The organism is Allobosea spartocytisi (assembly GCF_014764685.1).
Lineage (GTDB): Bacteria > Pseudomonadota > Alphaproteobacteria > Rhizobiales > Beijerinckiaceae > Allobosea > Allobosea spartocytisi.
Map to the genome: position 1 here is coordinate 104,383 of NZ_JACXWY010000002.1, position 15,269 is coordinate 119,651.

11 protein-coding genes, 1 tRNA gene and 1 riboswitch are annotated in these 15,269 nt (G+C 65.4%); of the genes, 4 read left to right on the forward strand and 8 right to left on the reverse strand.

Going from position 1 to position 15,269, the window contains the following annotated elements:
- Positions 1-71 precede the first annotated feature (71 nt).
- On the forward strand, positions 72-893 hold the full coding sequence (locus IED13_RS03355; RefSeq protein WP_191123377.1) for an ATP-binding cassette domain-containing protein: 822 nt from the start codon (positions 72-74) through the stop codon (positions 891-893).
- A 190-nt stretch (positions 894-1,083) separates the two neighbouring features.
- On the opposite strand, the gene IED13_RS03360 is transcribed toward IED13_RS03355, so the two are convergent.
- Both IED13_RS03360 and IED13_RS03365 read right to left on the reverse strand, forming a co-directional pair.
- Positions 1,084-4,221, reverse strand: coding sequence for an efflux RND transporter permease subunit (locus IED13_RS03360; RefSeq protein WP_113255065.1), 3,138 nt, complete (start codon positions 4,219-4,221; stop codon positions 1,084-1,086).
- A gap of 2 nt (positions 4,222-4,223) precedes the next feature.
- Positions 4,224-5,444, reverse strand: a complete 1,221-nt coding sequence (locus IED13_RS03365) for an efflux RND transporter periplasmic adaptor subunit (protein WP_112761810.1) — start codon at positions 5,442-5,444, stop codon at positions 4,224-4,226.
- 284 nt (positions 5,445-5,728) lie between these two features.
- On the opposite strand from IED13_RS03365, the gene ku (IED13_RS03370) reads away from it, so the two are divergent.
- A complete protein-coding gene (gene ku / locus IED13_RS03370) occupies positions 5,729-6,574 on the forward strand; it encodes a non-homologous end joining protein Ku (RefSeq protein WP_191123378.1) in 846 nt (281 codons plus the stop codon).
- Here the strand turns inward: ku (IED13_RS03370) and ku (IED13_RS03375) are convergent, their stop codons facing one another.
- From ku (IED13_RS03375) to IED13_RS03390, 4 genes are read right to left on the reverse strand one after another with little or no spacing between them, the layout of a single operon-like run.
- Positions 6,575-7,360, reverse strand: a complete 786-nt coding sequence (ku, locus tag IED13_RS03375) for a non-homologous end joining protein Ku (protein WP_191123379.1) — start codon at positions 7,358-7,360, stop codon at positions 6,575-6,577.
- Positions 7,361-7,418: 58 nt separating this feature from the next.
- Positions 7,419-10,040: a DNA ligase D gene (ligD, locus tag IED13_RS03380; protein ID WP_191123380.1), complete on the reverse strand. Its 2,622-nt coding sequence runs from the start codon at positions 10,038-10,040 to the stop codon at positions 7,419-7,421.
- Positions 10,041-10,068: 28 nt separating this feature from the next.
- Complete coding sequence (locus tag IED13_RS03385; protein WP_191123381.1) at positions 10,069-10,926, reverse strand: SDR family oxidoreductase; 858 nt, start codon at positions 10,924-10,926, stop codon at positions 10,069-10,071.
- Between the two features lie 50 nt (positions 10,927-10,976).
- Positions 10,977-11,165, reverse strand: coding sequence for a DUF3008 family protein (locus IED13_RS03390; protein WP_191123589.1), 189 nt, complete (start codon positions 11,163-11,165; stop codon positions 10,977-10,979).
- A gap of 794 nt (positions 11,166-11,959) precedes the next feature.
- Here IED13_RS03390 and IED13_RS03395 point away from each other — a divergent pair.
- Positions 11,960-13,393, forward strand: coding sequence for a collagen-like protein (locus IED13_RS03395; protein ID WP_191123382.1), 1,434 nt, complete (start codon positions 11,960-11,962; stop codon positions 13,391-13,393).
- 94 nt (positions 13,394-13,487) lie between these two features.
- The gene (locus IED13_RS03400; RefSeq protein WP_260368318.1) at positions 13,488-14,231 is read left to right on the forward strand and encodes a DUF6065 family protein; all 744 of its coding nucleotides are present in this window, start codon (positions 13,488-13,490) and stop codon (positions 14,229-14,231) included.
- Between the two features lie 237 nt (positions 14,232-14,468).
- Here IED13_RS03400 and IED13_RS29320 read toward each other — a convergent pair whose 3' ends face one another.
- Positions 14,469-14,735: a DUF6538 domain-containing protein gene (locus IED13_RS29320; RefSeq protein WP_404801879.1), complete on the reverse strand. Its 267-nt coding sequence runs from the start codon at positions 14,733-14,735 to the stop codon at positions 14,469-14,471.
- Between the two features lie 67 nt (positions 14,736-14,802).
- Positions 14,803-14,893, reverse strand: a tRNA-Ser gene (locus tag IED13_RS03405).
- Positions 14,894-15,131: 238 nt separating this feature from the next.
- Positions 15,132-15,233: riboswitch (TPP riboswitch) on the forward strand.
- Positions 15,234-15,269 lie beyond the last annotated feature (36 nt).

Below are 15,269 nucleotides of genomic sequence, written 5' to 3' on the forward strand. Positions count from 1 at the left end.
TTTGCATCGGATTTTTCCGGAAACCGCATGCCAGTTTTCGGGCCGATGCTCCAGAAGGAACGATGACGCACATGCTCGAGACAGCCTCTCCTTCCGCCGCGCTCCAGCCGGCCGTGCCGCAGCCGCTCTTTGCGCTGGACGCGGTGAGCTTCGCGATCCCCGGCCGCGTGCTGCTGGAGCCGCTGAGCCTGACCTTGCCCGGCCACCGCGTCGTCGGGCTCATCGGCCATAACGGCTCGGGCAAATCGACCCTGCTCAAGCTTCTGGCCCGCCAGCAGCCGGTGTCCGGCGGAACCATCCGCTTCGAGGGCAGGGCGCTGCCGGATTGGGGTGACCGCGCCTTCGCCCGCAAGGTCGCCTATCTGCCGCAGCAGACGCCGCCGGCCTCCGGCATGCTGGTAAAGGAGCTCGTCGCGCTCGGCCGCTATCCCTGGCACGGCGCGCTCGGCCGGTTCGGTGAGCGGGACCGCGAGAAGGTCAGGGAGGCGATGGCGCTGACCGATGTCGCGCGTTTCGCCGACCGGCTCGTCGACACCTTGTCGGGCGGCGAGCGCCAGCGCGTCTGGCTCGCCATGCTGGTGGCGCAGGATGCGGAATATCTCCTGCTCGACGAGCCGATCTCGGCGCTCGATGTCGCGCATCAGATCGAGGTGCTCGCGCTGGTGCGGCGCCTCTCGCAGGAGCGCAATATCGGCGTGGTCGTCGTGCTGCACGACGTCAACATGGCGGCGAACTATTGCGACGAGATCGTCGCCCTGCATTCGGGGCGCATGATCGCGCGCGGAGCGCCCGACGCGATCATGCGTCCCGCCGAGCTCGAGGCGATCTACGGCGTGCGGATGACGGTGCTGCAGCATCCGCAGACGGGTCGCCCGCTCGCCTTCGCGCCCTGAGAGCGCTGTCGGCGGCGCGAGCTGGCGTAAGTGAGTGCAGGACGATTTCAGATGGAATCACAAGTGTTTCCGTCTGAAATCTGAATCCGTCTCTCATCAAAAAGTGAGAGCAGGATGCACGCTGTCATTCCAGACAAGCCGCGAGAGCGGCGCCCGGAATGACGGAGTGGTTTCGGCCAAGGGCAGAGCCTCAGGCCGCCGTCTCGGCTTCCTTGGTATCCTTGCCCTGACCGCGCATCCGCCGGACGAGGCGGACCACGGCGACATAGAGCAACGGCACGAAGAAGACGCCGATGGCGGTGGCCGCGATCATGCCGCCCATCACGCCGATGCCGATCGCGTTCTGGCTGCCGGAGCCGGCGCCGGTCGCAACCGCGAGCGGCAGCACGCCGAGGATGAAGGCGAAGGAGGTCATCAGGATCGGGCGCAGGCGCTGGCGTGCCGCTTCGAGCGTCGCCTCGATCAGCCCCTTGCCGGACGCCTCCTGCTCGATCGCGAACTCGACGATCAGGATGGCGTTCTTCGCCGCCAGCCCGATCGTGGTGAGCAGGCCGACCTTGAAGTAGACGTCGTTGCTCTGGCCGAACAGCGTCGCCGCCGCGAGCGCGCCGAAGATGCCGATCGGCACGCACAGCATCACCGCGAAGGGGATCGACCAGCTCTCATAGAGCGCGGCCAGGCACAGGAAGACGACGAGCATCGACAGCGCGTAGAGCGCGACGGCCTGGCTGCCCGACAGCCGCTCCTGATAGGACAACCCCGTCCATTCATGCCCGAAGCCGGTCGGAAGCTGGCTCGCGATCCGGTCGATCTCGTCCATCGCCGCGCCCGAGCTGACGCCGGCCGCGGCCGCCCCCTGGATCTCGACCGCCGAGGCGCCGTTATAGCGTTCGAGGCGTGGCGAGCCATAGCTCCACTGGCCGGAGGCGAAGGCCGAGAACGGCACCATGCCTCCCTCCTGGTTGCGGACATACCAGCGCCCGACATCCAGAGGCTGCATGCGGAAGGGCGCATCCGACTGGACATAGACCGATTTCACGCGGCCGCGATCGATGAAGTCGTTGACATAGGCCGAACCCCAGGCGGCCGAGAGCGTCGTGTTGACGTCCGCGAGCGACAGGGTCAGCGCGCTCGCCTTCTCCTGGTCGATGGTGACGGAGTATTGCGGCTGGTCCTCCTGCCCGTTCGGCCGGGTGCCGGTGAGCAGCTTGCTCTGCCCGGCGAGGCCGAGGAGCTGGTTGCGGACCTGCATCAGCCGCTCATGGCCGGCGCCGGCGACGTCCTGCAGGTAGAAATCGAAGCCCGACGTGTTGCCGAAGCCCTGCAGGGCGGGCGGTGCCAGCGCGAAGGCGAAGCCGTCCTTCAGCGTGCGGAACGCGCCCATCGCGCGCCCGGCGATGGCCTGCGCCGTCGCCTGCTTGCCGGGCCGCTGCTCGAAGGGCTTGAGCCGCACGAAGGCGAGGCCGACATTCTGCCCCTGGCCGCTGAAGCTGAAGCCGCCGACCGTCAGGACGCCCTCGACCAGATCCTTCTCCTTGGTCAGGTAGTGCTCGCGCACCTCGTCGAGCACCTTGAGCGTCCGGTCCTGTGTCGCTCCGACCGGAAGCTGCACGAGCGTGAACAGCACGCCCTGGTCTTCATCGGGCAGGAAGGAACTGGGCAGCCGCGCGAACAGATAGCCCATGCCGCCGCCGATCAGCAGGAAGACGAGCAGGAAGCGCATCGGTCGCTTGATCATCCCGCCGACACCGTTGCGGTAGCCATTGGTGGTGCGGTCGAAATTGCGGTTGAACCAGGCGAAGGGAGCCCATGTCTTGCTGTGCTCGCCGGGCGCCTTGAGGAGCGTGGCGCAGAGCGCCGGCGTCAGGATCATGGCGACGAGGACCGACAGGATCATGGCGGTGACGATCGTCACCGAGAACTGCCGGTAGATCACGCCGACCGACCCGCCGAAGAAGGCCATCGGCACGAACACCGCCGAGAGCACCGTGGCGATGCCGACGAGCGCGCCGGTGATCTCGCCCATCGAGCGGATCGTCGCTTCCTTGGGGCCGAGTTTTTCCTCGTGCATCACGCGCTCGACATTCTCGACCACGACGATCGCGTCGTCGACGAGCAGGCCGATCGCCAGCACCATGGCGAACATGGTGAGGGTGTTCACCGAATAGCCGGCGACGGCGAGCACGCCGAAGGTGCCGAGCAGGACGACCGGCACGGCGAGCATCGGGATCACCGTCGCGCGCAGGCTCTGAAGGAAGACGAACATCACCACGAAGACGAGCAGGATCGCCTCGAACAGCGTGTGCACCACCTTCTCGATGGAGAGCTGGACGAAGGGCGTGGTGTCGTAGGGATAGACGACCTCGACCCCCTCCGGCAGCGTCGGCGCCAGCCGCTCGATGGTGGCCTTGACCTTGGCCGCCGTGTCGAGCGCGTTCGCGCCGGTGGCGAGGCTGATCGCGAGGCCGGTCGTCGGCTTGCCGTTGTAGAAGCTGACCGTGTCGTAGCTCTTGGCGCCGAGCTCGACGCGCGCGACATCGTTGATCCGGACGATCGAGCCCGAGGTGCCGCTCTTGAGGATGATGTTCTCGAACTGCTGCGGCGTCTGCAGGCGGCTGAGCGCGGTCACGGTCGCGTTGAGCTGCTGGCCCTTGACCTGCGGCAGCCCGCCGAGCTGGCCGGCCGAGATCTGCACGTTCTGGGCCTGGATCGCGTTGATCACGTCGCCCGGCATCAGCGCGTATTTCTGCAGCTTGTCGGGGTCGAGCCAGATGCGCATCGCGTAGCCGGCGCCGAAGAGCTGGGTCGTGCCGACGCCTTCGACGCGCTTCAGCGTGTCGTTGAGCGTCGAGTCGACATAGTCGGCGAGGTCCGTGGTCGAGAGCCGCCCGTCGCTGGAGACGAAGGCTGCGACCATGAGGAAGCCGGTCGCGGCCTTGGCGACGGTGACGCCGGTGCTCTGCACGACCTGGGGCAACTGGCGCGTCACGAGCGCGAGCTTGTTCTGCACCTGCATCTGCGCCACGTCCGGATCGGCCGCGTTCGTGAAGGTCAGCGTGATCGTGGCGTTGCCGGTCGAGGTCGAGGTCGCCGTCATGTATTGCAGGTTGTCGACGCCGGTCATGCCTTGCTCGATGACCTTGGTCACCGAGTTCTCGACGGTCTGGGCGTCGGCGCCCGGATAATTGGCACTGATCTGCACGGTCGTCGGCGCGATCTGCGGATATTGCGAGACCGGCAGGGTCCGCAGGGCGAGCACGCCCGCCAGCATGATCACGATGGCGACGACCCAGGCGAAGATCGGCCTCTCGATGAAGAAGCGCGACATGGTCAGTTCTTGACCGTGCTGGGGCTGGCTTCCGCCCGCCGGTTGGCCGATTTGAGCTCACCCGTCGCTTCGTCGATGGAGACCTCGCTGACGGTCACGGTCTGGCCGGACCGGACGAGCTGGCCGCCCTCGACGATGAGCTGCTCGCCGTCCTTGACGCCGCTGTCCACCAGCCAGTTGTTGCCGATGTTGCGGCGGGTGGCCAGCACGCGCTCCTCGACCTTGCCGTCCGGCCCGACGAACTTGCCCGTCGCCTCGCCCTTGGTGTTGCGGCCCACGCCGCGCTGCGGCAGCAGGAAGCTGTTCTCGGCGACGCCTTCCTGGATCACGGCCCGCACGAACATGCCCGGCAGCAGGATGCGGTCGGGATTGGGGAACTCGGCGCGCACCGAGAACGTCCCGGTCGTCGGGTCGATATTGGCCTCGGCGAATTCGAGCTTGCCGGACTGGTTGTATTCGGTGCCGGTATCGAGCTTCAGCTTCACCGCCACGTTGAGGCCCGTGAAGCGCAGCTTCCCCGAAGCGATGTCGTCGCGGAAGCGCAGCAGGTTGGTGCTCGACTGCGTGACGTCGACATTGATCGGCTCGAGCTTCCGGATCGTCGTCAATGCGGTGGCCTGGTTTGCGGTGACGAGCGCGCCGGGCGTCAGCGCCGACTTGTCGATGCGTCCGTCGATCGGCGCCGTGACCTTCGTGTAGGCGAGATTGATCCGGGCGGTCTCCACATTCGCCTTGGCGGAGGCGACATCGGCCTGGGCCTGCGCCAGCGTGGCGTTGGCGTCGTCCATGTCCTGGCGGCTGCCGGCGTTGCGCTGGAACAGCTCCTGATAGCGGTTGGCCCGGATCTGGGCGTTGGCGACGGCCGCCTCCGCCTTCTGCTGGGCCGCGACCGCGCTGTCGAGGGTGGCCTGGTAGGGCGCAGGGTCGATCTCGTAGAGGACGTCCCCGGTCTTGACCTCGCTACCCTCCTTGAAGAGGCGCGATTTGATGATGCCGTTGACCTGCGGCCTGACCTCGGCGACGAGATTGGCCGAGACGCGTCCGGGCAGTTCCGCGGTGATCGCGACCGGCTGCGGATGCAGCACGACGACGCTGACCTGGACCTGAGGCTGCACCGGAGGCGCCGCCGCCTTTTCCTGATTGCAGCCGGCCAGGGCCGTGGCGCACAGCAGAAGACCGGGCAGGGCGAAACGCGACGGGGAGCGGGCGCGCTGGGCCGACATGGACAGTCCTTCTTGCAGGCGGTCGATAACGTTCAATTCCCGATTGCGCCTATCGCGTCAATACGGCGGAATACGGGTGAGACGATACGACCCGCACCTTGCGGAGAGGCGAGCACCCCATGCAAAGCGAGCCTGGAGCGCGACAGAACGCGCACGGTGCCGCTGGCGCAAGGGCCCCGAGGCAAGCCGATCGTGATGGATCGACTCGTTCCGGCATCGGAACCATCGCCCGGACTGGGCCGTTCCTTCCTCGCAATCATTGCTCTGATGTCGAGGCTGGAGACATGGCGCCGCGCGCAATCTGGAAGGGTGTCTTCAAAGTCGCCGAAATCACCTGCCCGGTGGCGCTCTACACGGCGGCCTCGACCAGTGAGCGCATCTCCTTCCATATGTTGAACCGCAAGACCGGGAACAGGGTCCACCGCCAGTTCGTCGACGAGGTCACGGGAAAGCCGGTCGAGAAGGAAGACCAGGTCAAGGGCTATGACCGCGGCGACGGCGACTACATCGTCCTGGAGCCGGAGGAGATCGCCGAGGCCATTCCCGACAGCGACAAGGTTCTCGACGTCGCGACCTTCCTGCCTTGCGGCGAGATCGACGATTTGTACCTCGATCGGCCCTATTACGTGACGCCGAGCACGCCGGTCGCCGCCGAAGCCTTCGGCCTGATCCGCGACGCCATGGCGCGCCGGGATGCGGCCGCCCTGGCGCGCACCGTGATCTTCCGGCGCATGCGATCGATTCTCATCCGCCCGCATGAGGCCGGCATGGTCGCGACGACCCTTCATTTCGACTATGAGGTCCGGCCGGCGCAGAGCGCCTTCGACGACATTCCGAAGCTGAAGATCGAGGGCGAGATGCTGGAGCTCGCCGAGCACATCATCCGCACCAAGGCAGGTCGCTTCGACCCCAAGGCCTTCGACGATCGCTACGAAAGCGCGCTGGCCGAGCTGGTCAAGGCGAAGATCGAGGGGCGGACAATCAAGCCGGCGAAGCGCCCCGAGCCGGCGAAGGTCGTCAATCTGCTCGACGCCCTCCGGCAGAGCGCCAAGGCCGGCCAGACATCCGGCGTCAAATCGACCGCGAAACGCAAACCCGCCAAGGCCGAGCCGCGGCGCAAGGCGAGCTGATCACTTCCGTGGTTCGAGGCTGCGCTTGAGCGCATCCATGATGCTGACGACGTTGCCCTCGCTGGCCACCGGCGTGGCTTTCCGGGCCGGCCTGCGGCCCTTCTGCTTGGCCTTGATGATGCTCAACAATTCGTCCTGGACAGGATCCTGCACCAGATCGGGCGACCAGTCCCTGGTGCGAGACGTGATCAGCTTTTCCATGAGCGCGCGCATGTCGGGCTCGGGCTTGGCTGTCTTCACATCGGCGAAATAGTCCTTCTCGTCGCGGACCTCGTCGCCATAGCGCAGCGTCCACAGCACGATGCCTTTGTCGCGCGGCTCCAGCAGCACGGCCCGCTCGCGCCGATAGAGCACGACGCGGGAGATGCCGACGGTCTTCGTCGACTTCATCGCCTCGCGGATGACAGAGAAGGCCTCGTCGCCGATCTTGCCGTCGGGCACGAGGTAATGCGGCGTGTCGTACCAGATCCAGCCGACGGAAGAGCGCGGCGCGAAAACCTCGATATCGATGGTGCGCGTGCTCTCCAGCGCGACGGCGTCGAGCTCGTCATCCTCCAGCATGACATAGTCGTCATCGCCCTTGGGATAGCCCTTGACCTCGTCGTCCTCGGCGACCGGCTTGCCGGTGACGGCGTCGACGAAGCGGCTCTGGATGCGATGCCCGGTCTTGCGGTTGAGCGTGTGAAAGCGGACCTTCTCGCTCTCCGAATGCGCCGGCATCATCGCGACCGGACAGGTCACGAGCGAGAGCTTGAGATAGCCTTTCCAGAATGTCCGCTGGGCCATGTTTGCTCACTCCAGTCCGACGCGAAACGCATCGTCTCCCGATCCGTTCCGCCCGGCATCAGGAGCGACCGAGCTTCCTGATCGCCTCGGCGAGAGGCCGCTCGGATTCGTCGTAATCGTCCCAGGCCTTGCTCGTGGTCAGGAGCTTCGGAACCGTGCGGATCGTGTAGCGGGCGGGGTCGAGCCCCGCCTTCACTTGCGTCCAGGTCAGCGGCATCGAGACATGGGCGCCGGGCCTTGCGCGCGGCGAGAGCGGCGCCACCGCCGTCGCCATGCGATCGTTGCGGAGATAATCGAGGAAGATCCGCTCCTTGCGCAGGCGCTTGGCCATGTTGACGACATAGCGCTCGGGCTCATCGGCAGCGATCGCCGCGCAGAGGCGGCGGGCGAAGTCCTTGGCGGCCGGCCAGTCCAGGCCGCCGCGGCCGGGCTTCGCCAGCGGTGTCACGACATGGAGGCCCTTGCCGCCGGTGGTCTTGCAGAAGCTGACGAGGCCGAGCGCTTCGAGCCGTTCCTTCATGGTCCTGGCCGCCGCGATCACCGCATCGAAGGATACGCCCGGCCCCGGGTCGAGATCGAAGACCAGCCGCCCCGGCACCTCCGGCTCGCCGGGCCGGCAGTTCCACGGATGCAGTTCGATTCCGCCGATCTGGGCGGTCGCGATCAGGGCCTCGATCCGGTCGATCTGGAGATAGGATTTCTTGTCGCCGAAGATCTTCACCAGCTCGAACAGGTTCGATGTGCCGAGCCCCGCATGGCGCTGGAAGAAGACCTCGCCCTCGATCCCGTCAGGTGCTCTGAGCAGCGAGCACGGCCGGCCCTGGATATGCGGCAGCAGCCAGGCGCCGACAGCCTCGAAATAACGGGCGAGGTCGAGCTTCGTGACGGGCCTGCCGTCCTCGGCATCCGGCCAGAGCGGCTTGTCGGGCTTGGACAGCGGCACGCCGAGAATATCGACCCGCCCGCCGCGTCTCGATACGGGCTTCGGCGGCGCGGTTTCCGTGGGTGGCGCCGGCAATTCGGTCTCGACCTCCGCTGCCGGCTTGTCCTCGCGCAGCCCCTTGAAGGCGGCCTGCCGGACCATGCCGTCGCCGGTCCAGCCCGCGAATTCGATCTCGGCGACGAGGACCGGCTCGACCCAATGCACGCCCGGAGCTCGTCGCGGTGCGCCCTTGCCGGTGAAGGGCGAGGCCTTGGCTGCGTGCTCCTTCAGCCGCGGCAGCAGCGCGTCGACCTTGGCCGCGCCATAGCCGGTGCCAACCCGGCCGATATAGATGAAATGCGGACCGCGATGGATGCCGACGAGCAGCGAGCGGAACTGGCCTGCCGTCGTCGCCCAGCCGCCGATGACGACCTCGTGGCCGGCCCGGCATTTCGCCTTGGCCCAGCTGTCGCTACGGCCGGAGACATAAGGCGCGTCGCCCCGCTTCGAGACGATGCCTTCGAGCGAAAGGCGGCAGGCGGATTTCAGGACGGCGTCGCCACCGGTCTCGAAATGCTCGACATAGCGCAGGGTGACGCCGTCGGCCGCGTCGCGCAGCAGCGCCTCCAGCCTCTCCTTGCGGGCGAGAAGCGGCTGCTCGCGCCAATCCTCGCCATCCAGAAAGAGCAGGTCAAAGGCGAAGAAAACGAGATTCTCGGTCTTCTCTTCGGAGAGTGCGGCTTGGAGCGCCGCGAAATCAGGCGCGCCATGGTCATCGAGCGCGACGACCTCGCCATCGATGATGCAATCCGGCAGGTCCTTGAAGGCCTTGGCCACGGCGCCGAACTTCTTCGTCCAGTCGAGGCCCTTGCGCGTCTTCAGCGTGGCCTTGCCCCCGGTGACGCGCGCCTGGATGCGATAGCCGTCGAACTTGATCTCATGGATCCAGCCGCTCCCCGCCGGCGGCCGCTCGACGCTCTGGCAGAGCTGCGGCGGAACGAAATCGGGCAGGGCGGCCGGAGCGGTGCACCCCGCTTTTGGAGTTCGGCTGGCCGGCTCGGTCCGTGCCGGCTTGCCCGCGCGCGCATCCGCCGCCGATCCCTCGGTGCTGTCCCAGACGGCGCCCGCATCGATGGCCTGTTCGGCCAGCAGGAAAGGTTTGGGCGAGCGTCCACGCCCGGCCGCGATGGCATCCATCGTCCGGCCCGAGGCCACCGAGGTCTCGGCCTTCAGGACGGCGTCGCCGCCGGAGTCGACCGCGTGTGCGTCGCGGTGCTTGATCAGCAACCAGTTGGTACGCTTGCCGCCATCGCGGTCATGCTTCATCCGCACCAGAACGAAGCTGCCCTTCAGCCGCTTGCCGTCGAGCGTGAATTTGAGATCGCCCTTTTCGAGCTGGCGCTGCGGACTCAGCTTGCCTTCCGGCTCCCAGTAGCCGCGATCCCAGAGCTGGACCGTGCCGCCGCCATATTGCCCTTTCGGGATCGTCCCCTCGAAATCGCCATAGGCGAGCGGGTGATCCTCGACCTCGACGGCGAGGCGCTTGTCGGCGGGGTCGAGCGACGGGCCCCGGGTCACCGCCCAGGACTTGAACACCCCGTCCAGCTCCAGCCGGAGATCGTAATGAAGCCGCGTCGCGTCGTGCTTCTGGATGACGAAGCGCAGGCGGTTGGAGGGAGCCACCGCGCTCGCATCGCTCGGCTCCTTCGTCTTCCGGAAATCGCGCTTGGCGCGATAGGCTTGCAGCTTTCCGGCCAAGGCTTCGCCCTCGTCTTTCGGATGTGCCTCAGATGATCGGGTGGCCGCCGGTCACGGCGATGGTCGCGCCCGATACGTAGCTGGAGAGCGGATCGGCCAGCATGACATAGGCCGTCGCGAGTTCGGCCGGCTGGCCGGGGCGCTGCATCGGCACCTGCTTGCCGAATTGGCTCACGCTCTCCGCCGGCAGCGTCGAGGGGATGAGCGGCGTCCAGATCGGCCCCGGCGCCACCGCATTGGCGCGGATGCCCTTCCCTGCGAGCATTTGCGCCAGGCCTCCGGTGAAATTCTGGATGGCGCCCTTGGTCGCCGCATAGGCGAGCAGGCTCGGATTCGGCTTGTCCGCATTCACCGAGGCCGTGTTGATGATCGAGGAGCCCGGCCTCATGTGAGGCACGGCGGCCTTGGTCAGGTAGAACATCGCGTGGATGTTCACGGCGAAGGTGAGCTGCCATTCCTCGTCGGAAATCTCCTCGATCGCATCGAAGCTCGCCTGATGCGCGGCGTTGTTGACGAGGATGTCGAGCCCGCCGAGCTCATCTGCCGCCCGCTCGACGATGGCCCGGCAATGGGCGGGGTGCTGGATATCTCCGGGCATCAGCACCGCCTTCTGCCCGGCCTCCTCGATCCAGCGGGCGGTCTCGGCCGCATCGTCGTCCTCGCTGAGATAGGAGATCAGGAGATCGGCTCCTTCCCGCGCGAAGGCGATGGCGACGGCCCGGCCGATGCCGCTGTCGCCGCCGGTGATGATGGCCCGCTTGCCCTTGAGACGCCCCGAGCCGACATAGCTCGTTTCGCCATGGTCGGGCCGCGGCGTCATCGCGTCGGTTCTGCCCGGCGTCGGTTGCTTCTGCTCTGGAAAGGGCGGTTCGAAACGGACGGTCATCACGGCTCTCCTGCTTGGCGGAGCCCGGCTCGGCTTCCGCGCCTAGGCGGTCAGTGCTCGGAAGCGTGTTCTTTCTTCCCCTTGCGCTTGGTCGAGGCCATCTTTTCCAGCTCGGCCTCGCTCATCGATGCCTCCATCGATTTCGATGCGCCCTTGAGCCCGCTCTTCTTCATGGCGCCGCGCTTGGCCGCCAGAGCGGCGCCGGCGGCTTTCTGCTGCGCAGCCGATTTTGCAGGCATGATCTCCTCCTTCACAGGGGCGTCGATTGCCATTCCGACTGGTCAAAGCGCCCGAATTGGCGAATCACATCCGGATATGGCTGATGTGAAGACGAACACGCCGGGGGGCAGCAGGTTCCCGCTGCACTCGACTCTGGCGCACACCCTGCGCCGCGCTGTTCGCAATGGGGAAGTTCGAGGAATTTGAGCGAGCGGGGCGGCGAGCCATAGCCCCGAACCCGGGATCCGCCGGGCAATCGCCTCTACGTCATGGAGCGCTATGAAGAGGGCGTCGAATTCGTCCAGCGTGCGAATGCTGCCGTCCTGCAATGGCATATGGCGTCCCGATTCTGGAATAGTATCGCAAGTGTGATTACGAAGATGATTTTAAGATTTCTATAAATAAAAGCATTGATGAGAAGCGCTATTTCGTACGCGTTATGATTACGGACGTCTGAGGGTATCTCGGTGTCAGAGCCAGAGCGGAGACGAATATCCCAATTATGCGCCATTTGAGGTCAATATGCGCCATTGAAATCTATGTCGATTGGCGCTGGCGCACGTTCCAGGAAGATTAGATCGCCCATATCGTGGAGGGCCTGGACAAGGCCGGGTTCGCGCTGACCGATACTCGTACCGATCCTTGAAAGAGCCGGAAAGCCGCGAATCTTTCCGTGCCCGACGCACGGCTTAAAATAGACATCCCGTCAAGAGGAGTCAGGAGCAGATACTGTCGCTGCTCTGGTCAGACGCCCGAAATGTGTTCCGCTCCGGCAGAGGTCGCGGTGTGACTACTGCGATCAGGGGGGGCGAACATGCTCGATCACGGCATCAAGGGTAAGACGGCTCTCATCGCCGGTAGCGAGAAGAATTTGCGAGCCGGGTGCTCTGCGCTGGCTATTGCCTGTGCCGTCTGGTCGATCACACCAGCGCAGGCGCAGGGCGTCTCCAATGAGCAATTGTTCAGGCTCGTCACCGAGCTTCAGGCCAAGCAGAGGTCGCTTGAAATCAAGCTGAAGGCCGCCGATGCCGAAATCTCGCGGTTGAAGGGTCCGTCTGGCAGTAGAGGTGCTCCTCAGCCGCGGCACCTCGTCACGAAAGGCGACGGCGTTATGCCGGGCGCCCAGCGCGGAACCGGCCCCCAGGCCGTCAGCGCCACCAATGTCCGGCTCGAAGCGGGCGGCGGCTACAATGGCCGTTCCGGATTTGGCGAGATCAGTGGCCTGCTCGCATTGCCGCTTGGCTCCGCCTTCGGGTTTCAGGTCGACACCATAGGCGGCATGGCCTCCAACACAGCCCTGGGCGGCGCTGCGGCGCATCTGTTCTGGCGCGACCCTGGGGTCGGCGCGCTTGGGCTTTACGGCAGCTATCTGTATGGCACCGGGAGCTGGGGAGCGAATATCTCCGGCGCTGGCAATACCGGCATGTACAACGCCAAGGGCGGCATCGAAGGCCAGCTCTATTTCGGCCGCTTCACTCTGGAGGGCCTCGCGGGCGTCGAGTGGAACAATTATAGCGGCGTCGGCAATAGCTTCCTGGTGGCCAGCAACGACAAAACCAGATTCTTCGATGATGTGCGCCTTGCCTGGTACGTGACCGATAACCTCAAACTGAACATCGGCCACCGCTACACCAGCGGTCGCAACCAGCTCGTGGGCGGCGCGGAGTATCTCACCAATTTCGGCAATACCGCCGCCTCGCTGTTCGCAGACGCCGCCTATGGCAAGAAGTCGGATGGCGGCTTCGGCCGTTCCTCCGGAAACGAGTTCAGCTTCCTAGCGGGCTTGCGCGTCTATTTCGGCTCCAGTGGCACCAACGACGTGTCGCCGTGGCTCGGCGAAAAGACCCTCATTCGGCGCGACCGCGAAGACTATATGCCGACCTATATCGGCCGCGATGCGGGCGACCTGCCGAGGGCGCGCAAGAACACGGCAACTGGGCAGCCCGGTGCTCCTGGCGCTCCCGGTGCTCCTGGCGCTGCCGGTACTCCTGGCGCTCCCGGTGCTCCTGGCGCTGCCGGTACTCCTGGCGCTGCCGGTACTCCTGGCGCTCCCGGCGCTCCTGGCACTGCCGGTACTCCTGGCCCTGTCGGCCCTGCCGGCCCTGTCGGCCCTGAAGGCCCTTCCGGCCCTGCTGGCCCTTCCGGCCCCGTCGGCCCTGCTGGCCCTGTCGGCCCTGTCGGCCCTGAAGGCCCTTCCGGCCCTGAAGGCCCTACCGGTCCTGTCGGCCCTGTCGGTCCTTCCGGCTGAGATCTCGAAGGGGCCGGAGCTCGGCAACGAGGTCCCCGATGACGCAGTTCGTTCCGAAAGCCCAATGATGACAGGACCGAGACTTGACTGTTACGTGTTGATCGATCGGGCACCACAGCTCGTCGCGGCTCCGACCGGCCGCGATTGGATGGATGCCACGAGCGAGCACTTCGCAAACCGGTGCACGCCGCTTTTAATTGCCAACGCCAATGGTTGGGAGTTGCTCAACCCGGCTGGCTTCTCTGCCACCTGGAACGGCTGGAATGGCAAGGAGGACATCACCCTTCGTCCTCACGAGCCAGGTACCCATTTGCACCAAGCCGGGGTGTTCTTCGGACACGGCATCCTGAGTTTCCATCCGGGCTACCTGTTCAGGACAGATCCGGATTGGATGATGTCGGTCCGCGGCTCGCCCAACCGCATCAAAGACGGCATCCACCCGCTCGACGGGCTGGTGGAGACCGGCTGGCTACCCTTCAGCTTTACCATGAACTGGAAATTCACCCGGCCTGGCACAGTGCATTTCGAAAAGGATGAGCCGTTCTGCTTCGTCACCATGGTGCCAGCTGTCACCATCGAGAGCGTACAGCCGGTAATTCGACCCATTACCGAGGATCCAGCCCTGCACCGGGAATATAAATCCTGGAACAGCGAGCGGGTTAGATTCAACGCTGCTATCGGTCTCGGCGACCCCCTTACGGTGGAGCAGAAATGGCAGAAGAACTACCTCGTGGGCAAATCACCGACCGGGCAGTCCGTCGCAGGCGAGAATCACCGGGTGAAGCGAAGTCTCAAGGCGCCGACTTGGTCCGACGCACCGCCGATATCGAAGATATGAGGTGTTTGCGGTGTCCGGTGGAGACTGAAGGCGTCTGAAGGTCGGGTCTCTCGCGCCATGGGGCCGCTGCATCGGCTGGCCGGGACATGCCGCTCAAGGTTGAACTCGTAGAACAGTGCCTCCTGCGCAACCGTCCGCTCGCCCATCATCACGCCGCCCTCCGCAAGGACGACGGAAACAGAACCTCAAGCCCACAGCAACACCGACTTCTTCAACACAAACCACCCCTTGCTGACATCAGGAAGGTCTGCGTCCGGACCGTGCGAAGAGGTCGGCGGCCTCAGCCGGAGATGACGGCAACCCTGTGAGGCGTTCCTTCTGCAACTCCCTGAACCAGCTCTCGGCGATACCGGCGAGTCGGCGGGCATAACGCGACGCGTCCCGATAATCGTCACAGGGCAGAGGTAGTCGAACGGGAGTGCTCCCGAACGCTCCCCGGAGATCTATCGGAATAGCGATCTGGAACCAGAATCGGGCCCCGCGACGCCAGAGATAGCCAGCCATGTGTATGCCGCCGTCTATCGTGCCCGGCTGCGCTTGGAACTGTCTTTACTAATCAAGGGGGTAGGAGTGGCGGAGACGGAGGGATTCGAACCCTCGATACCCTTGTGGGGTATGCTCATTTAGCAAACGAGTGCCTTCAGCCTCTCGGCCACGTCTCCAGCGCAAGGCTCTATGCCCGATCGTGACGCCGTTTGACAAGTCTCCACTTTGCACCAAGGATAATTCTCCCGGTCGACAGGGGCGGGCGATCACTCCCTTCACACGGGAGGGGATATGGCTGCGCAGGAGCGACGGAAGCACTCCCTTGGTAAGGGAGACGTCAAGCCGGGCGATCTCCCGGAAAGGCCGGTATGCATCGGCTCGCCTTGCTCTCCGAGGCCCAGCTCACTAGATTAGGCGCGTCCGTTGGGGTGCCGAGAGGCTGAGAGGCGTGGCTCACGCCAACCCATCGTACCTGATCCGGGTAATGCCGGCGAAGGGAACGGTCCTCGGCTCGCAGTTCTCTGCATCGCGCCTCCGGCCGTTGCCTTCCCG